This window comes from Streptomyces sp. NPDC058685, assembly GCF_042714725.1.
Lineage (GTDB): Bacteria > Actinomycetota > Actinomycetes > Streptomycetales > Streptomycetaceae > Streptomyces.
This window is the reverse complement of record NZ_JBHXSL010000064.1, coordinates 1-20,121: the sequence shown is the minus strand read 5'-3', so window position 1 is coordinate 20,121 and position 20,121 is coordinate 1. Positions and strand designations below refer to the sequence as shown.

General features: G+C 71.7%; 17 protein-coding genes. 10 read left to right on the top strand and 7 right to left on the bottom strand.

What is annotated here, in order from left to right:
• Window positions 1-176: 176 nt before the first annotated feature.
• The 3 genes from ACFWU3_RS32345 to ACFWU3_RS32335 are packed head-to-tail and all read right to left on the bottom strand — an operon-like array spanning window position 177 to window position 2,893.
• A complete protein-coding gene (locus ACFWU3_RS32345; protein ID WP_340475308.1) occupies window positions 177-938 on the bottom strand; it encodes an amino acid ABC transporter ATP-binding protein in 762 nt (253 codons plus the stop codon).
• Between the two features lies 1 nt (window position 939).
• On the bottom strand, window positions 940-1,890 hold the full coding sequence (locus tag ACFWU3_RS32340; protein WP_384444596.1) for an amino acid ABC transporter permease: 951 nt from the start codon (window positions 1,888-1,890) through the stop codon (window positions 940-942).
• A 46-nt stretch (window positions 1,891-1,936) separates the two neighbouring features.
• On the bottom strand, window positions 1,937-2,893 hold the full coding sequence (locus tag ACFWU3_RS32335; protein ID WP_384444595.1) for an ABC transporter substrate-binding protein: 957 nt from the start codon (window positions 2,891-2,893) through the stop codon (window positions 1,937-1,939).
• Between the two features lie 525 nt (window positions 2,894-3,418).
• On the opposite strand from ACFWU3_RS32335, the gene ACFWU3_RS32330 reads away from it, so the two are divergent.
• The 3 genes from ACFWU3_RS32330 (at window position 3,419) to ACFWU3_RS32320 (ending at window position 7,519) form a co-directional block, all read left to right on the top strand.
• Window positions 3,419-4,630, top strand: a complete 1,212-nt coding sequence (locus tag ACFWU3_RS32330) for an NADP-dependent malic enzyme (protein ID WP_384444594.1) — start codon at window positions 3,419-3,421, stop codon at window positions 4,628-4,630.
• Between the two features lie 285 nt (window positions 4,631-4,915).
• The gene (locus tag ACFWU3_RS32325) at window positions 4,916-5,881 is read left to right on the top strand and encodes a zinc-binding dehydrogenase (RefSeq protein WP_384444593.1); all 966 of its coding nucleotides are present in this window, start codon (window positions 4,916-4,918) and stop codon (window positions 5,879-5,881) included.
• A gap of 33 nt (window positions 5,882-5,914) precedes the next feature.
• Window positions 5,915-7,519, top strand: coding sequence for a glycoside hydrolase family 5 protein (locus tag ACFWU3_RS32320; RefSeq protein ID WP_384444592.1), 1,605 nt, complete (start codon window positions 5,915-5,917; stop codon window positions 7,517-7,519).
• Here ACFWU3_RS32320 and ACFWU3_RS32315 read toward each other — a convergent pair.
• Entirely contained in the window at window positions 7,497-8,354 is an 858-nt protein-coding gene (locus ACFWU3_RS32315) for an MBL fold metallo-hydrolase (protein ID WP_384444591.1), read from the bottom strand. The two genes, ACFWU3_RS32320 and ACFWU3_RS32315, sit on opposite strands and share 23 nt — an antisense overlap.
• A 70-nt stretch (window positions 8,355-8,424) precedes the next feature.
• Between ACFWU3_RS32315 and ACFWU3_RS32310 the strand changes: the two genes are divergently transcribed.
• Together ACFWU3_RS32310 and ACFWU3_RS32305 are read left to right on the top strand one after the other, a co-directional pair.
• Window positions 8,425-8,634, top strand: a complete 210-nt coding sequence (locus ACFWU3_RS32310) for a helix-turn-helix domain-containing protein (protein ID WP_037851906.1) — start codon at window positions 8,425-8,427, stop codon at window positions 8,632-8,634.
• The gene (locus ACFWU3_RS32305; RefSeq protein ID WP_384444590.1) at window positions 8,634-9,185 is read left to right on the top strand and encodes a Clp protease N-terminal domain-containing protein; all 552 of its coding nucleotides are present in this window, start codon (window positions 8,634-8,636) and stop codon (window positions 9,183-9,185) included. Before ACFWU3_RS32310 ends, ACFWU3_RS32305 begins: the two co-directional genes overlap by 1 nt.
• Window positions 9,186-9,904: 719 nt before the next feature.
• Here the strand turns inward: ACFWU3_RS32305 and ACFWU3_RS32300 are convergent.
• Complete coding sequence (locus ACFWU3_RS32300; RefSeq protein WP_384444589.1) at window positions 9,905-10,882, bottom strand: helix-turn-helix transcriptional regulator; 978 nt, start codon at window positions 10,880-10,882, stop codon at window positions 9,905-9,907.
• A 1-nt stretch (window position 10,883) separates the two neighbouring features.
• Window positions 10,884-11,756: a DUF4097 domain-containing protein gene (locus tag ACFWU3_RS32295; RefSeq protein ID WP_384444588.1), complete on the bottom strand. Its 873-nt coding sequence runs from the start codon at window positions 11,754-11,756 to the stop codon at window positions 10,884-10,886.
• Between the two features lie 164 nt (window positions 11,757-11,920).
• Between ACFWU3_RS32295 and ACFWU3_RS32290 the strand changes: the two genes are divergently transcribed.
• Complete coding sequence (locus ACFWU3_RS32290) at window positions 11,921-12,727, top strand: hypothetical protein (protein ID WP_384444587.1); 807 nt, start codon at window positions 11,921-11,923, stop codon at window positions 12,725-12,727.
• Window positions 12,728-12,814: 87 nt separating this feature from the next.
• On the opposite strand, the gene ACFWU3_RS32285 is transcribed toward ACFWU3_RS32290, so the two are convergent.
• Entirely contained in the window at window positions 12,815-12,997 is a 183-nt protein-coding gene (locus ACFWU3_RS32285; protein WP_003961784.1) for a DUF6104 family protein, read from the bottom strand.
• Between the two features lie 155 nt (window positions 12,998-13,152).
• Between ACFWU3_RS32285 and ACFWU3_RS32280 the strand changes: the two genes are divergently transcribed.
• The 4 genes from ACFWU3_RS32280 (at window position 13,153) to ACFWU3_RS32265 (ending at window position 19,992) form a co-directional block, all read left to right on the top strand.
• On the top strand, window positions 13,153-13,632 hold the full coding sequence (locus ACFWU3_RS32280; protein ID WP_384444586.1) for a CU044_2847 family protein: 480 nt from the start codon (window positions 13,153-13,155) through the stop codon (window positions 13,630-13,632).
• Window positions 13,625-15,637 (top strand): trypsin-like peptidase domain-containing protein, encoded by a 2,013-nt coding sequence (locus ACFWU3_RS32275; protein ID WP_384444585.1) that lies wholly within the window; start codon window positions 13,625-13,627, stop codon window positions 15,635-15,637. The genes ACFWU3_RS32280 and ACFWU3_RS32275 overlap by 8 nt, the downstream gene beginning before the upstream one ends.
• Before the next feature lie 94 nt (window positions 15,638-15,731).
• On the top strand, window positions 15,732-16,733 hold the full coding sequence (locus ACFWU3_RS32270; protein WP_384444584.1) for an AAA family ATPase: 1,002 nt from the start codon (window positions 15,732-15,734) through the stop codon (window positions 16,731-16,733).
• A 4-nt stretch (window positions 16,734-16,737) separates the two neighbouring features.
• Window positions 16,738-19,992: an SAV_2336 N-terminal domain-related protein gene (locus ACFWU3_RS32265; protein WP_384444583.1), complete on the top strand. Its 3,255-nt coding sequence runs from the start codon at window positions 16,738-16,740 to the stop codon at window positions 19,990-19,992.
• Window positions 19,993-20,121: the final 129 nt, after the last annotated feature.

Here is a 20,121-nt window from a genome sequence, read left to right as displayed (position 1 = left end):
AAATCCCCCGGGGGGGGCCCCCCCCCCCCCCCCCCCTGCGCCCCCCCCGCAGGGCCCGGGGGGTCACCCGCGCGGCCGGGCCCCGCGGGGGGGGGGTTCCCGCCCCGGCCCCCCCCCCCCCTCCCGTGTGACGGCTCCGGCGCCCTCAGGACACCGTCGCGCGTTTCAGGACACCGTCAGAGCACCTTCGACAGGAACGACTTCGTCCGGTCGTGCTGCGGGTTCGTCAGGACCTCGCGGGGATGACCCGACTCGACCACCACACCGTCGTCCATGAAGACCAGCGCGTCGCCGACCTCACGGGCGAAGCCCATCTCGTGCGTCACGACGATCATCGTCATGCCGTCCTCGGCGAGCCCCCGCATGACGTCCAGCACGTCGCCGACCAGCTCCGGGTCGAGCGCGGAGGTCGGCTCGTCGAAGAGCATCAGCTTCGGCTCCATCGCCAGCGCACGGGCGATCGCCACCCGCTGCTGCTGACCGCCGGAGAGCTGCGAGGGGTAGTTCCCGGCCTTGTCGGCCAGGCCCACGCGGTCCAGCAGCCGCTCGGCGCGCGCCCGGGCCACGGCCCGCGACTCGCCCTTGACCTGGATCGGCGCCTCCATGACGTTCGCGATGGCCGTCATGTGCGGGAACAGGTTGAAGCGCTGGAAGACCATGCCGATGTCCCGGCGCTGTGCCGCGACCTCGCTGTCCTTCAGCTCGTAGAGCTTGTCGCCCTTCTGCCGGTAGCCCACCAGGTGCCCGTCGACCGAGAGCCGGCCGGCGTTGATCTGCTCCAGGTGGTTGATGCACCGCAGGAACGTCGACTTGCCGGAACCGGACGGACCGACCAGACAGAACACCTCGCGCGGGGCGACCTCGAGGTCGATTCCCTTGAGGATGTGCGCTGAGCCGAAGGACTTGTGTACGCCCTCGGCCTTCACCATGGGGGTCATGTCACACCCCCCTGGGGCTGTTGAGGGACAGCATGTTCGCCTTGATCTTCTGCCACGGCGTCTTCGGCAGCTGCCTCAGTGAGCCACGGGCGTAGTACCGCTCGACGTAGTACTGGCCGACGCTGAAGACGCTGGTCAGAGCCAGGTACCAGACCGACGCCACCAACAGCATCTCCATCACCGCGAACGATGTGGATCCGATGTTCGTCGCTGCCCGCAGCAGATCGGTGTACTGCACCGCGGAGACCAGGGACGAGGTCTTGAGCAGGTTGATGAACTCGTTGCCGGTCGGCGGCACGATCACGCGCATGGCCTGCGGAAGGACCACGCGGCGCATGGTCTTGCCGTTGGACATGCCGAGCGCGTGGGACGCCTCCGTCTGGCCCTCGTCGACCGACTGGATGCCGGCCCGGACGATCTCCGCCATGTAGGCACCCTCGTTCAGGCCGAGACCCAGCAGGGCGACCATGAACGGGGTCATCACGTCGACCATCTCGTCCTTGTAGAACCCGAGGTTCAGGACGGGGAAGATCAGCGCGAGGTTGAACCACAGCAGCAGCTGCACATAGACCGGGGTGCCGCGGAAGAACCAGATGTACAGCCAGGAGACCGCACCCGTCACCGGGTTCTTCGAGAGCCGCATGACGGCGAAGACCACGCCCAGGATCAGACCGATGAGCATGGACAGCACGCTGATCAGCACCGTGCGGCCCATACCGGCCAGGATCCGGTCGTCGAAGATGAAGTCCCCGACGGTGTTCCAGTTGACATCGCCCTGCGAGAACGAATAGACCAGCGTGCCCAGCAGTGCCACGACGATGACACCGCTGACCCAGCGGCCCCAGTGCCGGACCGGGATGGCCTTGATCTGGTCGGGCGCCGTGGTTGACGCCTTGACGACCGCGTCCGAGGGTGGCTCGTCGGCGGGCGTCTTGTCGAACTTGTCAGTCACAGTGACTGCCCTTCAGTGAAACGCGTTGAAGCGGACCGACCGTGACCTACTTGCCGGCGTTGATGGTCGCCTCGGTGACGGCGCTGTTCTTGACGTCCCACTTCTCGAGGACCTTTTCGTACTCGCCGTTCTTGATGATGGCGTCCACGGCCGCCTTCAGCGCGTCGCGCAGCTGCGCGTTGTCCTTGTCGACCGCGATGCCGAAGGGGCCGGCGTCGGTCTGGTCGCCGGCGACCTCGAAGTCGTTGCCGCCGCCCGCGGTCTTCGCGATGTGCGCGGCGACCGGGTAGTCGTTGAGGTCGGCGACGGCGCCGCCGGACTTCACACGGGTCTGGGCCTCGGCGTCGGTGTCGAACGCCTCGATGGTCAGCGTGCCCTTGCCGTCCGTCTTGCACTTGGTGGCCTGGGCCTTGAACGTGTCCTCGTAGATCGTGCCGCGCTGGACGGCGACCTTCTTGCCGCACAGGTCGTCGAGCGACTCGATCTTGCTCGGGTTGCCCTTCTTCACCAGCAGCGAGACGCCGGAGGTGAAGTAGTCGACGAAGTCGACGCCCTGGCCGACCTTCTTGCCCTTGTCGTCCAGGCCGTCCTGGCGGGCCTTGGTGTCGCTCATCGCGGACATGACGACGTCCTGGCGGCCGCTGTTCAGCGACGAGATCAGGCCGTCGAAGGTGCCGCTGGTGAACTGGAACTTCACGCCCAGCTCCTTGCCCAGAGCCGCGGCGATGTCGGGGTCGATGCCGACGATCTTGCCGCCCTCCTCGTACTCCATCGGGGCGTAGGCGGCGTCGGTGCCGACCTTGATCACCTTGGAGTCCTGGTACTTCTTGGGCAGCTTGTCGAAGAGTGCAGCGCTCGAGGCACCGGTCTCCGAGGAGCCGGAACCGGAGTTCGTCTGGTCACCGCAGGCGGTGAGGAGCAGCGCGCCCGCGACCGCGATGGCGCCGACCGCGGCGATCCGGGTCCTGGCGGCGGTCGTACGACGAGTGGTGCTTGCGGTCATGATCGGGGTCCTCCGGCGGGTGAGGGAAGTGCCATTTCAGCGGTCGTGCACTCATCTTCGAGTGTCGCCACCTTGTGTGTTTTCGGCATCTTGCCATTCGGACTAGCCCATTCAGGGGGCCACGCATGTCAAAATCGGGTAACGGGACACCCCCGACCCCCTCCCGGGCCGGTACATCACGACCGGACCATTCACGGGAATACCTGCTTCCGACCGGAAGATCTGCGGCTCGTAGCCTGCTACGGGCGGCATTCAGGGCGCGTAGCTGACGTGTCCTGACATTCGGCGACGAGTCGTGTCAGCAACTGGATACCGACTCGTCGCCGGTGCTCCTGGTCAGGTAAGAAGGACGCTTACACCCCTCATCCGGGGCTCAGGGCGCGTGTGCGGCGCGCCCGCGCGTATGTACCTCCCCCCGCCGGAGCGGGCCAACCGCCGAGGCAGGGCACGTACGCGGTGCCGGCCCACCCCTCCTCAACCAGGAGTGGAAACCCTCAACTGATGAAGACTTAAGGGGTCAAACACATGGCAGCGGAGATCGTCAATCCTCGCAGCGACAGCGGTTCGGAGAGTGCTCCCGAGGAGCCCTTCGATCCGGCCTTCGCGCTGCATCGCGGCGGCAAGATGGCCATCCAGGCCACCGTGCCGGTGCGGGACAAGGACGACCTGTCCCTCGCGTACACGCCCGGCGTCGCCAAGGTGTGCAGCGCGATCGCCGAGCAGCCCGAGCTCGTCCACGACTACACCTGGAAGTCCCAGGTCGTCGCCGTCGTGACGGACGGGACCGCGGTGCTCGGTCTCGGCGACATCGGCCCGGAAGCCTCTCTTCCGGTGATGGAGGGGAAAGCGATCCTCTTCAAGCAGTTCGGCGGCGTGGACGCGGTTCCGATCGCGCTCGCCACGACCGACACGGACGAGATCGTCGAGACCGTCGTGCGCCTGGCGCCCTCTTTCGGCGGAGTGAACCTCGAGGACATCTCGGCGCCCCGCTGTTTCGAGATCGAGCGCAAGCTCCAGGAGCGCCTGGACATCCCCGTCTTCCACGACGACCAGCACGGCACGGCGGTCGTCACCCTCGCGGCCCTGCGGAACGCGGCGAAGCTGACCGGGCGCGGCCTGGGTGACCTGCGCGCCGTGATCTCGGGCGCGGGCGCGGCCGGGGTGGCCATCGCGAAGTTCCTGCTGGAGGCCGGCCTCGGGGATGTGGCGGTCGCCGACCGCAAGGGCATCGTCAGCCGTGACCGTCAGGACCTGAACTCCGTGAAGCGCGAGCTCGCGGAGATCACCAACAAGGCCGGCCTCAGCGGCTCCCTGGAGACCGCGCTGGCCGGGGCGGACGTCTTCATCGGCGTCTCCGGCGGCACCGTGCCCGAGGAGGCCGTCGCCTCGATGGCCCCCGGCGCGTACGTCTTCGCCATGGCCAACCCGAATCCGGAGGTCCACCCCGACGTCGCGCACAAGTACGCGGCCGTCGTGGCGACCGGTCGCAGCGACTTCCCGAACCAGATCAACAACGTGCTGGCATTCCCGGGGATCTTCGCGGGCGCGCTCCAGGTGCGGGCGTCGCGGATCACCGAGGGCATGAAGATCGCCGCGGCGAACGCGCTGGCGGACGTCGTGGGCGACCAGCTCGCCGCCGACTACGTCATCCCGTCGCCGTTCGACGAGCGGGTCGCCCCCGCGGTCACGGCGGCCGTCGCCGCGGCGGCGCGCGCCGAGGGTGTCGCACGGCGCTGACCACCTGACCGTGCGGCCGGCCTCCGGTCGCACACAGGCGTACGGACCACGGGCCGTGCCGCGCTCCGAGAGGGGTGCGGCACGGCCCGTGCGCGTTCCCGCGGCGTGCGGCCCCCGCCGGCGGTTTCCTCGGGGTCGCCCCCCTGCGCCGACTTCTTCGGGGCCTTGGGCCGAACGGGTGCCCAACGGGTACCGTCCCGCGACGCGCTGGCCGGGGGCGGCGCGGTGCGTGTCACACCGCTGTGTGGTTCCGCCGCGTCATGCCGCCGCCCTAAGGTCAAGGTCATGTTCGCCGCCTACGCCGCCCGCATCGACCGTGACGCCCCGTTGAACGGCCTCGAACTGGGTGAACGCCCCGCGCCCGAGGCCCGCCCCGGCTGGACCACCGTCACCGTCAAAGCCGCCTCCCTCAACCACCACGACCTCTGGTCGCTCCGCGGCGTCGGCCTCGCCGAGGACAAGCTGCCGATGATCCTCGGCTGCGACGCCGCCGGCGTCGACGCCGACGGCAACGAGGTGGTCGTCCATTCCGTGATCGGGCAGACCGGTCACGGCGTCGGCCCCGACGAGCCGCGCTCGATCCTGACCGAGCGCTACCAGGGCACCTTCGCCGAGCAGGTCTCCGTCCCGACCTGGAACGTGCTGCCCAAGCCGAAGGAGCTGACCTTCGAGCAGGCCGCCTGCCTCCCGACCGCCTGGCTCACCGCGTACCGCATGCTCTTCACCAATGCCGGTGTCCGGCCCGGTGATTCGGTCCTCGTCCAGGGCGCGGGCGGTGGTGTCGCCACCGCCGCGATCGCGCTCGGCAAGGCGGCGGGCCTGCGGGTGTACGCCACCAGCCGCGACGAGGCCAAGCGCAAGCGCGCGGTCGAACTGGGCGCCGAGGAGGCGTACGAGCCGGGCGCGCGACTGCCCCGGCGCGTGGACGCCGTCATCGAGACGGTCGGCGCCGCGACCTGGTCCCACTCGGTCAAGTCGCTGCGACCGGGCGGCACCCTGGTGATCTCCGGCGCGACAAGCGGCGACCGCCCTTCGCACGCCGAACTCACCCGGATCTTCTTCCTGGAGCTCAAGGTCGTCGGTTCGACGATGGGTTCCAAGGACGAACTGGAAGACCTCCTCTCCTTCTGTGCGGCGACCGGTCTGCGGCCGGTGATCGACGAGGTCCTGCCGCTGGACCGGGCCCGTGAGGGGTTCGAGCGGATGGCCGGCGGCGACCTTTTCGGGAAGATCGTGCTGACGCCCTCTTGATGGACCGTCAGGTGTGCTGATGGGATCCGCCCCATGCGTGCACGCCGAACGATCCGGACACTGATCGGCTGCCTCCTCCTGTCGGCGGCGGGGATCCCGGTCCCCGCCGCGGCCGCTGCGGCCGGTCCACCCGCGGCCGTGGGCGCCGGTCCACCCGCGGCGTCCGCGAACCACCCGGCAGTGGTCTCCTCCTCGTCCGTGGGCACCCCGGGCGCCGTGGGAGCCGCAGTCACCGCGGGCGCCGTGGGCCCGAGTGGTATTCCGCCGCTACTGGACGACCGGGGGAGAGCGCTCACGCTGCGCGGCTGGAACGTCGAGGACAAGGCCGGCCGCGGTGACCAGGCCCTGAAGGCGATCACGGAGAAGCACTTCCGTGATCTGCGGGCGCACGGCTTCGACTTCGCCCGTCTGCTGGTCTTCTGGGACGACCTCGAACCCCGTCGCGGTCACTACAGCGCGGAGTATCTGCGCAGGATCGAGCGGGTCCTCGACTGGGCCCGGGCCCATGGCATCCAGGTGCTGATCGACGCCCACCAGGACGTCTTCGGTCCCGCCTTCGGTCACCGTGGCATCCCCACCTGGGCGACCCGCACCGACGGTCTGCCCTTCACCCCGCATCCCGACGACTGGTTCGCCGAGTACTTCGAACCCGCCGTGCAGCGCGCTTTCACCCATCTCTACGAGGACGAGGATCTGCGCCGGGCCCAGGCGCAGATGTGGCGCGTCCTCGCCGACCGGTTCGGGGACCACCCGGCCGTCTTCGGCTACGACCTGATCAACGAGCCCATGGGAGAACTCCGGGAGGGCGAGGATCTCCCCACGGCGGCCCGCCGCATCGAACGCGATCAGCTGACGCCGATGTACAACCGCCTCGCGGACGCGGTGCGTTCGGTGGATGACGGAAGCCGTCTCTTCATCGAGCCGACGCCGATCGTCGGCGAGGGGGTACCGACCGGCCTCGGGCTGATCGACGACCCCGGGGTCGTCTACGCACCGCACTTCTACAACACCGCGATGGAGGCGGGCGCGGACTACGACCCCGCGGCGGGCTGGATCGAGTCGTACGAGACGGCCGTCACCGTCTACCCCCGTACGTACGGCGTACCGGTGGTGGTGGGGGAGTGGGGTCCCCTCAACAACTCCCTCCCGAACATGGGGCGCTTCTACCGTGACGCCCTGACGTCCCTGAACCGCTACAGCTCGGGCTGGGCGGGCTATGTCTGGTGTTACGGCGGGGGGTACTGCGCGCTCGACGAACGCGGCCGCTTCCGTACGAACAAGGAGCAGACGGCGACGCCCTACGCCGCCGCCGTCGCGGGCCGCGTGATCTCCGAAGCCCATGACCCCGGACTTGTGCCGGGACTTGTCCCCGGTCAGCACCCCGAACTTGTCCCCGGTCAGGACCCCGGCCGCGACTCCGAAGTCGGGGCCTACCGGCTGACGTACCGGGCGTCGATGAGGCCCGGCACGACGGAGATCTCGCTGCCCCCCAGCGCGTCCGACCGGCGGATCTCCGTGACCGGACCGGCCGTCGCCGACACCCGCACCGCCGTGGCCGGCCGGTCGCACCGGGTGCGCGTCGCCGCCCTCCCCGGCGCGCGCATCACCGTCTCCGTCACTCCTGTCGGACGACGATGAACTCCCCGCACCGGCTCTCGCCCTCCGCCAGCGCCTTTCCCAGCCGCCGCAGATGCCCGGGGGTCAGCTGGAGCGGCGGTTCGTCCGGCTGATACGTGGTGCCACGGGGGTAGTCCTCGTCGGGAACGGTCGTCATCTCTATGTGGCAGCCGAGCACATGGGTGACCGGTCTGGTCTCGCAGAACGCGATCAGGCGATCCACGGTCGCGGCGAAAGCGGCTGTGTCCTCGACGTACACCCGGCCCGGATACAGCGAGTCGCCGGTGAACAACAGCCCGGTGTGCCGGTCGTGGAAGACGACCGCCGCCTCCTGATGGCCGGGGCCGGGAAGCAGATCCAGCACCCGGCCGCCCAGATCCAGCTCCACCTGCCCGTCCGGCCAGTCCCGGAAGCCGAAGAACTCCCGCACCTCGGCGAGCGACGGCCCCACGATCTCCGTGTGCGGACGGTCCGCGAACTGAAGATCACCCGCGATGTGGTCGCCGTGCCCATGGGTGTGGGCCACGACCAGTCCGTACGGCTCGCTTCCCGGGGTGCGGGGATGGTGGTTGAGCCAGCCCTTGATCAGCTCGTCGACGGTCGCGCGCAGCGGGAAGTGCGCGGGGTCGGCGGTGGCGCCGGAATCCAGCAGCAGCGCTCGTTCGTTCCCGAACAGCAGGAAGAGGAACGGGGCTTCGAAGTGGACCGACTTGTTCTGCCGCAGGATCACGGTGTGCTCGCCGTACGCATGCGCCTGTATCTCCGGAGCGGGGTCGTGCTTCGGAGAGGGCCAGCCGGCATGCCACTGGACGTCGAGGATGCCGGCCACGGGTGAGGACGTGCGGAAATCGATCACGAGTCCACCGTACGGCGGAGGTTGTCAACCTGGGTTGACTGTGGACAACTGTCAATGTAGGTTGACAGCTATGACGGATGCAACGGATCTCGCCGAACGGGCGGGCGACCGGGACCCCCGGGTCGGGCTGCGAGCAGTGGCCGCCCTGCGGCGGCTTCTCGAACAGCTCGAGGCCGTGCAGGTGCGCAGCGCCCGCAACCAGGGCTGGTCCTGGCAGGAGATCGCCGCCGAGCTGGGCGTCAGCCGGCAGGCCGTGCACAAGAAATACGGGAGGCAGTGATGTTCGAGCGCTTCACCCGCGAGGCACGGGAGGTCGTCACCAACTCCGTGGCGCGTGCGGAGAAGGCGGCCGCGGAATCCGTCACCGAGGAACATGTGCTGCTCGCCCTGCTGGACCAGCAGGGCACGAAGGCCGCGTTCGCCTTCGCCGCGCTCGGTGTCACGGACCGGCGGGCCTCGGTCGAGTCGGCCCTCGCCGAGGGGCGTCGCAGGGGCGGCCTCTCCAACGCGGACGTCGAGGCATTGGCGGGGTTCGGCGTCGACGTGGGCGAGATCGTCGCGCGCGTGGAGGAGGCGCACGGTCCGGGTGCCCTCCAGCCGGCGAAGCGCGCGAAGTCCTGGTGGTCCGGGCATCGGCCCTTCACGGCGGCGGCGAAGGAGGTACTGGTGAGGTCGCTGCGCATCGCGACGGGCCGGGGGGACCGGGTGATCGGTGGCGAGCATCTGCTGCTGGCGTTGACGTCGGGGCCGGGGGTGGTGTCCGAGGTGCTGGCGGACCACGGGGTGACGTACGCGTCGCTGGAGAGGGTGCTGTTCCCGGTCCGCGCGTAAGCGTTGTGGCGGGGTTCCTGAGGCTGAGCCCCTTGTCCGGCTCGGGTTCCTGCGGCTCGGGTCCTTGCGGCTGAGCCCCTTGTTCGGTGCGGGTGCTAGTGGCTCGGGCCGAGGTGCTTGGGGCTCAGCCCCTGGTTCGAAGCGGGCTGTTGTTGCCCACGTGCGTGTGGCTCGGCCGGTTGTGCGGCTCGGGTGCTTGTGGCTCGGGCCCCGGGTGCTTGTGGCGCGGCCGGTCGTCCGGTGGGCGCCCGGTGCCGTTCCGGGGTCATGTCCGGGACTGCGGTCCTCACCGCGCTTCGCGCGAGTTGCGGGCGCTTTGACGTCCCGGACACGACCCCTGCACGTCCCCGTCCCTGAACCCGAGCCCTCGCTCCGGCCGGACCCGCATCCGCACCCTCGTATCGCGACCGGATCCACGGGACCTCGTCCCGGACGGACGGAGCGTCGCGGGGACGGCGGGAGGGGGGCGGGGGCGCAGGAGGGGGGTGTCCGGACGTCAAAGCTTCAGCAACTCGCGCGAAGCGCGGTGAGAAAGCAGTCCGGACACCCCCCTCCGGAGAACCCGAACCCCGCACCCACCCACCCACCAAGCACACCCGCACCACAAGAACCCGCACCGGACAAGAACCCGCAGCCGCACCACAAGAACCCGCACCCGCAGCACAAGAACCCGCAGCACAAGGCCCCGCACAAGGACCCGCACAAAGCGACCCGCACCGTCACTTCCGTCGCAGCACCGCCGCCACATGCGCCGCCGCCGTCGACAAGTGGCGCCGCGCCTCCCGCAGTTGCGCGTCCGTCACCCCGTTGTCCCGCGCCGCGTCCCGGATGTCGTCGCGGAAGCGGTCCAGCAGGCGGTCCAGGTCGCGGGCCGGTTCGCCCGTCGTCTCCGTCCCCGACGGCCACTCGGGATCGACCTGTACGCCCTCGGCCTGCGGAGCGTCATCCGGCACCGACTCCGTCGGCTCACGTTCCGGCTTCCCGTACGGCCACCCGCCCCCGCGCGCCAGCCCGCCGAGCTGGGTCGTGAGCTCCGAGAGCCCTTCCCGTACGCCCGTCGGCCAGTCGCCCCGCGTGAAGTGGTCCTGCATCTGGTCCTGGACCTGCTTGGCGATCCGCTGCATCTCCCGGCGGGCCGTCTCCTGCGCCTCCTTGGCCTGGCGCCGTGCCTGCTGGGCGTCCTCGCGGGCCCGGCGGGACTCGTCCTTCGCCCGGCGCGCCTGCTCCTGCCACTCGTGGGTGACCTTGCGCAGTTCTTCCTTCGCCGAGCGCCAGGCGGCCGCTTCGCCCTTCTCCGTACCGGAGGACTGGCGGGCCTGGGACGCGGCCGCGCGCATGTCGCTGCGAAGCTTCCCCGCCGCGCCGCGTACGTCGTCGCGGATCTCCGCGGCCAGTTCGGACACGGACTCGCGGATCTCCAGCTCCAGGTCGGCCAGTTCGCCGCTGCGGCCGGCCAGTTCCTCGCGGCCCGCGTCGGTGATCGAGTAGACCTTGCGGCCGCCCTCGGTGGCGTGGGTGACCAGGCCCTCGGCCTCCAGCTTGGCGAGCCGGGGGTACACGGTGCCCGCCGAGGGTGCGTAGAGGCCCTGGAAGCGCTCCTCGAGGAGGCGGATCACCTCGTAGCCGTGGCGCGGGGCCTCGTCCAGGAGTTTCAGCAGGTACAGGCGCAGACGGCCGTGGGCGAAGACAGGCGGCATGTCAGAGCACCTTTCCGGTCGGGGCGGCCTCGTAGGGTTCGTCGTCCTCGGGTGGCCGGCGCAGCAGGGCGATGGAGCCGGAGACGGTCGTCGCCCGGAGCGTGCCGGTGCCCGCCCCCAGCGTGCCGGTGATCTTCTTCGCGCCCCACTGCCCGCTGACCCGGAGGTCGTCGAACGCATTGGACACGGCGCCGCTCGCGGTGTTGGCCTCGACCTGGGCGTCCGTGGGGTGCGGCAGGCGGATGGCGACCTCGCCGGAGACGGTCGTGAGCTTGATGTCGGTCGGTTTCGGCACCCCGTCCGCGTCGAGCACGGTGAGGTCGACGACCATGTCGCCGCTGACGGACTCGGCGCGGACGGAGGAGCCCGCGCCCTCGATGACCGTCAGATCGCCGGACACGGAGTTGTAGCGGAGGCCGCCGGTCACCGAGTGGGCCTCCAGGTTCCCGGAGACACTCTCGGCGTGGACGTCCCCGGAGAGCCGTACCAGTGTGGTGTCCCCGCTGACGCCCCGTACCGAGGTCGCCCCCTTGATGCCGGAGACGACCGCTCCCGCGCCGACGACGCCGACCTCGACCCGCGCCCGGGAGGGAACGGCGAGGGAGACGACCGCCTTGCGGTGCCAGCCCTTGGGGTCGAGCCATTTGAGGAAGCCCTTCCAGGGCAGATCCTCGTACGCGACCGTGAGGGTGGAGCCCTCTCGGGTCACGATCAGCGGGGGACCCTCGATCTCGCTGATCTCGAGGCGGGCGGAACCTTCGTCCGTGCCCACGACGTTCACTGTTCCGTTGACGATGCGCACATTGAGCGCCGTCACGGGCTCGTCGAAGGTGAGCTTCCTCGGCTCGGACACTGCCCACGTCGACTCCGTCATGACCTGACCTCCCAGGGCGGTCCGCGACGCAACATATCGCGTCTTCTGGTCAATACGATATATCGCGAGATCGGGATGTCAAGCGCCTGTGCGGAGCCCGCTGGAGGCGCGCCTGACGGGTCATGAAGCGCCAAAAGGGGGCAAAGTGCCCTAGCGTGAGTCGCATGAACGCGACACCCGTGGGGGCGCTGCTGCTGTGCCGGACCGACCCCTCCGCCGTACGGCCGGCCGCCCAGTTGTTGCGTGAGCAGCAGCTTCTCGTCGCTGCCGGTGACGACTGGAGCGTCCTCGTCCCCGACGGAACACCCTGGCAGCAGGCCGGCGAGCCGGTCGACCAGGTGCTCGGCGGCTGGGCCTCGGCCGTCGCCATCGGTACGAACCGGCCGGCCCTCGCCGTGTGGTGGGACGGCGACCGCGCCGGCTTCACGCTCGCGTCCGGCTTCCGCAGGCCCGTGGGATACGTCTGGCTGGCGGACGGGACGCCGGTCGGCGAGGACGAGGCGATGCGGACGTTCGCCGCACGGCTCGGGCTGGATCCCGTCCTCGATGTGCAGGCGCTGGAGCCGCTGACCCTGCCGGACCCCGTCGCGGACGCCCAGTCGCGGCTGTTCGGCCTGCTCGCGGTGCTGGCCAGGGCGGGTCTCGATCTGCCCGAGGGGCTCGCACCGGGTGAGCCCGCCGCGCGGCTCCGGTCCGTCGCGCGGGTGATCGGCGGGGAGACCGTGGAGTGGTCGGGCTGGCGCGACGCGGTACGGGCGGAGTTCCACGCGGTCGAGGAGGGACTGCTCGGCCCCCGGCGGCCGGGTCCGACGGTGCGTGTGGTGGGCCTGGTCGAGATGGCGGCGGGCCTGCCGCTCGTGGCGTGGGGGCTGCGGCGGGGGAGCGGCGGCTGGCTGGTGGCCGGTGCCGTGCTGATCGCGCACGGGGCGCTGGCGCTGACGTACGACCGTATCCGCGAGCAGCCGCGCTGACCGCTCACCTCGCTCCGGTGGCCGCACACCTCGCCCCGTGCCGCCCGCGCCGGCAAACCCTACGGGGCCACCGTCACGACCGTCCGGCTACTCGTCCTCGTCCTCGTCGTCCAGGCGCGCCAGCCACGTCGCCAGGCGCTCCACCGGGACCTCGAAGTCGGGATTGAGGTCGACGAACGTACGCAGCTGCTCGGCGAGCCACTCGAAGGTGACCTCCTCCTCGCCGCGCCGCTTCTCCAGTTCCTCGATACCGCGATCGGTGAAGTACAAGACATGCTCCTGGGACGGATGGGGGACTACCTCCTCAGATTACGGCGACTTCCCGCTCTCCCCCGCAACCGGACGGGCCGGTAACGTCGTCGCCCTTCGCACAGCGCCCAACTGCACCGGCACAGGGCCGAGTCGGCCGTCAGAACGGGGGAGCCGTGAACGGACGCGTCCAGCGCATCGAACTTCCCGGGGGAGCCGTCGTGCTCGCCCGGCTCTCCACCGCGGGCGGGGGTTACGGCGAGGACGACGAGGACGTCGGCTTCGTGGAGAACGCCACCGCCAAGGTGCGGCAGCTCCACGAGCTGATCACCGAGGTCGGGGCATCCGTCCTGGAGGCCGCGGCGGCGGCCCGCCCCGACGAGGCGAGCGTCTCCTTCGGAGTCGAGCTGACCGCCAAGTCCGGCGTCGCGCTCGCCGTGCTCGCCGCGGGCGAGGCCAAGGCATCCGTGCAGGTCACGCTCACCTGGCAGCTCAAGGACCAGCCCACGCCGCCGGCCCCGGCTCCCGCAGGCGCACACGCACCCGCCCCGCCGACCGTGGCCGCCCCCGCGCGGCCCGCCCCACCGTCCCCTCCCCCGGCCGCGCATCCACCCGCCCCCACCACACCGCCACCACCCCCGGTACCGCATGAGTGACACCGAGTCCGACTCCGTCATCGACGCCCTGACCCGCGCCGCGACCGTCCACTTCTCCTCCGCGCGAGAGGGCGAGAGAGCCATGTGGGGCAGCGGCTTCTTCGTCGCGCCCGGCTGGGTGCTGACCTGCGCGCACGTCCTCGCGCCGCATCTGCGCGGCGACCGCGAACGCGTCTTCCTGCTCGGCGGCAGCGAGGTCAACGACGGCGAACCGCTGGAGGCCCGGCTCGACCGCTGGCTCCTCGACGGCGAGCCGCGCTCCGAGCAGCGGGTTCCCGTCGAGCAGGACCTCGCCCTGGTCCGGCTGCTGGACCCGGACGTCGAGCACGAATGCGTCTGGCTCACCGACCGCACGGACTATCCCGGCGGGCAGGGTGTCGTCCAGGGCTACCGCCCGGAGAACCAGGAGGAAGGCTCCGCCCCCGTCGTACGCAGGGCCGCGCGCTGGAAGGCGACCGCCCGGATCAACGGCTTCGACGACGACTACGGCATGCGCTTCCGGCCCGAGGCGGAGTTCCCGAAGGGCGGCTCGGGATCGCCGGTGCTCGACGCCCACACGGGCGCCGTCGTCGGCGTCCTGAAATCCCGCAGAGCGGGCCGGGACGGCGGTATGGCCATCGCGGCCACCGCCCTGCGCCGGTTCGGTCCGGCCTATCAGGCGCTGATGAACGCGCACGACCGCTGGCACGGCCAGTCGCCGAAGGTCGGGGGACACAACTGGATCGAGCGACAGCACCAGTTGCCGGGCGCGGGTGTGCACACCGGCGGTGACCAGTGGAGCCCTCGCGACCGGCGCGAGGCGCTGTTCCTGCTGTCGGGGGTGCGCACGCCCGACGGCATCCGGCCCGTCGTCGAACTCGCCAAGAAGGCACGCGGCGGTGTCGCCTCCCCGCCCGGCCAGCTGCTCCCGCATGCCTGGCGCGACGGACACGGCCTGCTGTACGAGGCGGGGCAGCCCGTCGCCGCCATCGCGGCGCTGCACTACCTCCAGCTGGTCGTGGAGTACGAACGCAGCCGCGGCGGTGACCCCGCGCCGCTCGCCGACTGGGTCTCGCACCGGCTCCAGGACGTCCCGCGGATCGTGCACACCGTCGTCACCCAGGCCACGCTGCCGCCGCGGCTCGTCCCCGCCCGCGGTCCGGACGGCCGGGACCGGGCCGTGGTCCGCTACCCGCGACCGGGCGACGGCTCGGCCGTCGTCATCGTCGAGCTGGAGCCGGTGTGCGACGCCCCGACGACCCGGTTCTACTGGCGCATCCGTGTCGACGACGGCCAGGACGTCAACGAGCCGCTGCACGAGGAGCAGACCGGCGAGGGTGTGCCGCCCGAACAGCTCGTACGCCGGCTGCGCGGACCGCTGGACGAGGTCTTCGCGTCGGTGGACGCCCCCGGCGCGCCGGCACCGCTCGAAGTCGCCCTGCCCGTCGACCATTTCGACACCGCGGTGCACCGCTGGCAGCTCACCGAGATGGCGCGGCTGCACCATCCTGCGTATGTCGGTGTACGGCGGATGGTGGTGCTGCGTGACCTTCTGAGACGAGGAAGACCGGACGACACCTGGCTGGCCCGCTGGGAGGCGACGGCGGCCGCCGGGGCGCTGACCGCCGTCCGTACGCCGCCGCCGCGGCAGGTCCCACGGCCCCGCCACTTCGCGGACATGCCGCCGTCCGCGGTGCCCGTCCTGTGCAGACCCGCAGGCAGCGGCGTCGGACGCCGCGCGATCGGGCTCGCGCTGGACGCCGGTCACGGGGTCGCGCTGTGGCACACCGACGGTCATCCCGAGCACGGCTGCACCGACTTCTGCGAGGAGATGCACGACGGCGCGGCCGCGCTCCTCGCGCAGACGGCGGGCGCCCTTGAGCTGCCCGACCGGTTGCGCCGTATCAGGGACGACATCAGCGGATCGAGGAACGGCGGACACTGGGCGGAGGGGGTGGCGATGCTGTACGACGACCCGACCCGACCGTTGCCCGCCGACGACAACGGACCGGTGGACTCCCCATGAGGAGCGGCACCGGAGCAATGGGACGGCGGGCCGCTGGGTACATACCCGGCGTGGTCCGCCACGGTGCCCACCGGCCGCCGACGAGGAGCGAGCGATGGACGACTGGCTGATCTACCGAGGTGTCGGTGCACCGGATCCCGACCGGATCCGCACCCTGCCGCCGCCCCCGCCCTGGCGTGCCTTCTCCGGCGAGCCGCTGCCCGATCCGCCGCCCCCGGTGGACAGTTCGTCCACCCGGCGGCTCGGAGCGCGCGTCGAGGCACCGGGCACCCAGGACGCCGAAGCACTCGAACTGATCAATGCCGCCCTCTACCTGCGCCGGCCGCTCCTCGTCACCGGCGAGCCCGGCTCCGGCAAGTCCACGCTCGCGCACTCCGTCGCGTACGAACTGGGCCTCGGCCGGGTGCTCCAGTGGCCCGTCGTCAGCCGCACCGAGCTCAAGGACGGCCTCTACACCTACGACGCCATCGGCCGGCTCCACGACGCCCAGCTCGCCGAGCGCCAGTCCGACGACATCGGCCGGTACATCAGGCTCGGGCCGCTCGGCACCGCGCTGCTGCCGTACGAACGGCCGCGAGTGCTGCTCATCGACGAGCTCGACAAGAGCGACATCGACCTGCCGAACGATCTGCTGAATGTGGTGGAGGAAGGGGAGTTCGCCCTTCCGGAGCTGGAGCGGATGGCCGACCGGCCCGGCCACGGCGAGGTCCGGGTGCTCACCGACGACGGCCGCCGGGTGCCCGTCCGGGACGGCCGGGTGCGCTGCGCCGCCTTCCCGTTCGTGGTGATGACCAGCAACGGCGAGCGCGACTTCCCTGCCCCGCTGCTGCGCCGCTGCATCCATCTGCACCTCGACCCGCCGCGCGACGAACGGCTCGCCGCCATGGTGCAGGCCCACTTCGGAGCCGGCGCCGACGAGCGGAACCTCGATCTGATCGGCCGGTTCACCCGCGAGGACGGCGACGGTGAACTGCGTCCGACCGACCAGCTGCTCAACGCGATCTATCTCACCCAGCACGCCGTGCGGGCGGAGCCCGGGCGGCGGGACGAGATCGCCGAACTGCTGATACGCCCGCTCGACATCCGGCAGCGGTGAAGCCGTGCACTCCGCGGCCCTGACCGCGCTCGTCGCGCGGCTGCGCGAGGCGGAACTGAAGCCGACCGCCGAGGAGCTGGCGGACGCGCTGTGGCTGTCGCGGTACGTGCCCGCGGCCCGCGCCGGTACGAGCGAAGCACCCGGCCCGGCCCTGCCGCCCGGTCCTGCGGACCGGCCGTCCGCAGGACCCGCGGAGCAGCCCGCCGTCTCCTCTCCCGGAGCCCGCCCGTCGTCGCGGTCCGGCACCGGTCTGTACGGGCCCGCCCAGCCGGACACCGTCGCCGGGTCTCTGCCGGACGGCGCCGCGCGCAGCGTCCCGGTGCCGGCTCCCACGGCGCTGCCCGACACCCTCGACCTCCAGCGCTCCCTGCGGCCTCTCCAGCACTACCGGCCGCCGATGCGGCTGGCGCGCCGGGAGCTCGACGAGATCGCGACCGCCGACCGGGCCGCCGAGACCGGCCTGGTGGTGCCCGTGCTCCGCACGGTCCGGCGGCGTCAGGCCCGGCTCGCCCTCGTGATGGACGAGTCGTCGTCGAACGTCGTCTGGGGCACCGCGCTCGATGAGCTGCGGGACATCTGCGAACGGGCCGGGGCGTTCCGCGAGGTGGCGGTGCACCGCCTCGGCGAGCACCGGCCCGTACCGGCCCAGCTCGGCGATCCCACCGGCCGGCAGCTGACCGTGGTGCTCAGCGACTGCGCCGGTCCGCTGTGGCGCAGCGGCCGGATGCAGCGGCTGCTGCACCTGTGGGCGTCGACCGCGCCCGTCGCCGTCGTCCAGCCGCTGCCGCAGCGGATGTGGGGGCGTACGCATCTGCCCGCGCGGCCGGGGCTGCTGCGACGGCGCGAAGGTCCCGCGGGGCGGCTGGAGTTCACTCCGCGGCTCGGTGCGCCCGGCCCGGTGGACGGCATCCCGGTCCCCGTTCTCGCGCTGCGCCGTTCCTCCTTCGAGGCCTGGACCCGGCTGATCGCGGGCGCGACCGGCCAGTCCATGAACGCCGCGGCCGCGCTGGTCCTGCCCCGCCACGAACCCGCCGCCGTCCGCCCCCGCGCGGCCCGGCGCATCGACCCCGCCGAACGGGTGCGCGCCTTCCGCAGAACCGCGTCGCCCGCCGCCGCCCAGCTCGCCGTCTATCTGTCGGCCGTTCCCCTGGTGCTGCCGGTGATGCAGCTCGTCCAGCGCGCGATGCTCGTCCGCAGCGGTCCGGACGTCCTGGCGGAGGTGCTCCTCAGCGGGCTGCTGCGGAGGGACCCCGATGACACGGCGGCCACCACGGGCCCGGAGGAGGGCGGTCCGGCGTACGTCTTCCTCGACGGCGTACGCGAGGAACTCCTCGGCCAACTGGGCGCCAGCAGCGCGTCGCTGGTGCTCAAGCACTGCTCGGAGTACGTCGCGTCCCGTTATGGACGCGCCGTGCGCAACTTCCCCGCGATGGCCTCCGCCTTCCTCGCCGGATCGGTGGATCCGCACCCGCCGGCCCCGGCCGCCGGAGACACCCGCGGACTGTGGGCCTTCGCCCAGGTCTCCACCCAGGTGCTGCGCCGCCTCGGCGGTCCCCGGCCCGCGGTGACCCCGGGACTGACGACGGAGGGCCCCGCCGCGCTCGTCGCGAAGGCCCGCGGCTGTCTGGCCCACTTCGGGCAGTACGGCACCGTACGCGATCTGGACGCGGCGATCAGGCTGCTCGGCTCGGCGACCCAGACGGAGCGGCGGACCGGTGAACGGGCCGCGCTCTACGGAGAACTGGCCGAGGCGCTGCTGCGGCGCTGGCTGGTGCGCCCGCTGCCGGAGGATCTGCCCGAGGCGCTGGAGGCGGCGCAGAACGCGATCTCCGGCGGGCCGCGGGCCCACCTCACGCTGGCGCAGGTCCTGGAGGCGATGGCGGAGGAGGTGTCCGCCGGCCGGCTCAGCCCCAAGCTGATGCCCGAATGGGTGTGGGTGCAGGCGGGCCCGGCCGGTGACGACGCCGACCTGGTGGCCGCCGTGCTGCTGTCGACCGCCGACAGCAGCCTCGCCGAACTCACCGGCGACCCCGCGCCCTGGGACACGCCGGCCGCTCTCGTGCAGGCGGCCGCGTCCGCCAGGATCCGGGTGCTGCGACGGCTGGCCGTGATCGGCGCGCCCTACGGGCTGCGCGGACCGATCGGGCCCGAGGGCTTCTTCACCGAGTCTCTGCACACCGCGCTCGGCGTCGTGGAACTGCTCCTGGAGGGCGGGCGCCGGGAATCGGCCCTGCTGCTGCGCGGCGGGCTCCTCCTCGACCTGGCCCGCCACCACCGCGGTGAGGGCCCCGTCCCGCGCGTCGTCGGCGACCACGACCTCGCCGCCTCACGGACCTTCGCGGAACAGGCGGACGAGGACCTGCACGCGGGCATCGACGCCGTCGACTGGGAGACCGTCGAGCAGAGCGACCTGTGCCGCGCCTGGCTGGACTACGCCGACGCCATCGAGTTCGCCCACGAACACCTCGACGACGACGCCAGGCTCCGTATCCTCCAGGCCCTCGACCAGGCGCGCCAGCACACCGGCCGCGACGAGGAGACCCAGGCCGACATCCTGCTGCGGATGGCCCGGGTGCTGGAGCAGCGGTATGTGTCCACCGGCGGCTGGGCCCACCGCGACTCCGCGGTCGCTGCCTGGACCGAGGCGCTGCCCCTGCTGCCGTGGCGTGACCCGAGCCGCGCGCTCGTCCTCACCTCCCTCGGCCGCCAGTTGACCGAGCGGGGCGTGGACAAGGACACCCGGTCCGACATCCAGGCCGCCGTACGGGCGCTGCGCGGCGCGATCGAGGAGACCCGGCCCACCGACCCCGAACTCCCGCGCCGGCGCGCCCTGCTGGGGCTGGCGTACATCGAACGGTTCCGCGCGGAGGGCACGGTCGCCGACCTTCACGAGGCGGACTGGGCGCTCGGCGCGGCGGCCCGGGCGGCGACCGACCCCGAGCTCGCCGCACACGCCTGGTGGCATCGCGCCGTGGCGGCCGCCCTGCTGTCCGGACGTACGGCGTCCGCGCACCCGCTCCACCGCGACGCCGTCGCCCACGGCCGCCGGGCGCTCGTGGAGGCCGGCCCGGTCCTCTTCGACCAGCTGGTCAACGCCCAGTGGCTGCGGGCGGGCCGGCTGGAACGCACCGCCGGTCCCGAGCGCGCCCTGGAGGAGCACCGGGCGGTGGCGGCGATGCTGGCACGGGTCCGGCCGGCGGACGCGCCGGGTGCGGAGCCGTTCCTGCGGGAGATCGAGCGGCTCGAGGACGGCGAGTGAGAACGCCGGAGGGCCCGGCCCGCATCGAGTGATGCGGGCCGGGGCCGCCGTGGCGGACCGGTCCCCGAGGCGGGGAAGCTGGGTGTTATTAACAAAATACGCGGGCGGCGAAAATATTTTTGTTGATAA

Bases quoted from the DNA above. Each gene is read 5' to 3' on its own strand.
- ACFWU3_RS32345 (WP_340475308.1), bottom strand. From the start codon at position 938: ATGACCCCCATGGTGAAGGCCGAGGGCGTACACAAGTCCTTCGGCTCA.
- ACFWU3_RS32335 (WP_384444595.1), bottom strand. From the start codon at position 2,893: ATGACCGCAAGCACCACTCGTCGTACGACCGCCGCCAGGACCCGGATC.
- ACFWU3_RS32330 (WP_384444594.1), top strand. From the start codon at position 3,419: ATGGCAGCGGAGATCGTCAATCCTCGCAGCGACAGCGGTTCGGAGAGT.
- ACFWU3_RS32325 (WP_384444593.1), top strand. From the start codon at position 4,916: ATGTTCGCCGCCTACGCCGCCCGCATCGACCGTGACGCCCCGTTGAAC.
- ACFWU3_RS32320 (WP_384444592.1), top strand. From the start codon at position 5,915: ATGCGTGCACGCCGAACGATCCGGACACTGATCGGCTGCCTCCTCCTG.
- ACFWU3_RS32310 (WP_037851906.1), top strand. From the start codon at position 8,425: ATGACGGATGCAACGGATCTCGCCGAACGGGCGGGCGACCGGGACCCC.
- ACFWU3_RS32305 (WP_384444590.1), top strand. From the start codon at position 8,634: ATGTTCGAGCGCTTCACCCGCGAGGCACGGGAGGTCGTCACCAACTCC.
- ACFWU3_RS32300 (WP_384444589.1), bottom strand. From the start codon at position 10,882: ATGCCGCCTGTCTTCGCCCACGGCCGTCTGCGCCTGTACCTGCTGAAA.
- ACFWU3_RS32295 (WP_384444588.1), bottom strand. From the start codon at position 11,756: ATGACGGAGTCGACGTGGGCAGTGTCCGAGCCGAGGAAGCTCACCTTC.
- ACFWU3_RS32290 (WP_384444587.1), top strand. From the start codon at position 11,921: ATGAACGCGACACCCGTGGGGGCGCTGCTGCTGTGCCGGACCGACCCC.
- ACFWU3_RS32275 (WP_384444585.1), top strand. From the start codon at position 13,625: ATGAGTGACACCGAGTCCGACTCCGTCATCGACGCCCTGACCCGCGCC.
- ACFWU3_RS32270 (WP_384444584.1), top strand. From the start codon at position 15,732: ATGGACGACTGGCTGATCTACCGAGGTGTCGGTGCACCGGATCCCGAC.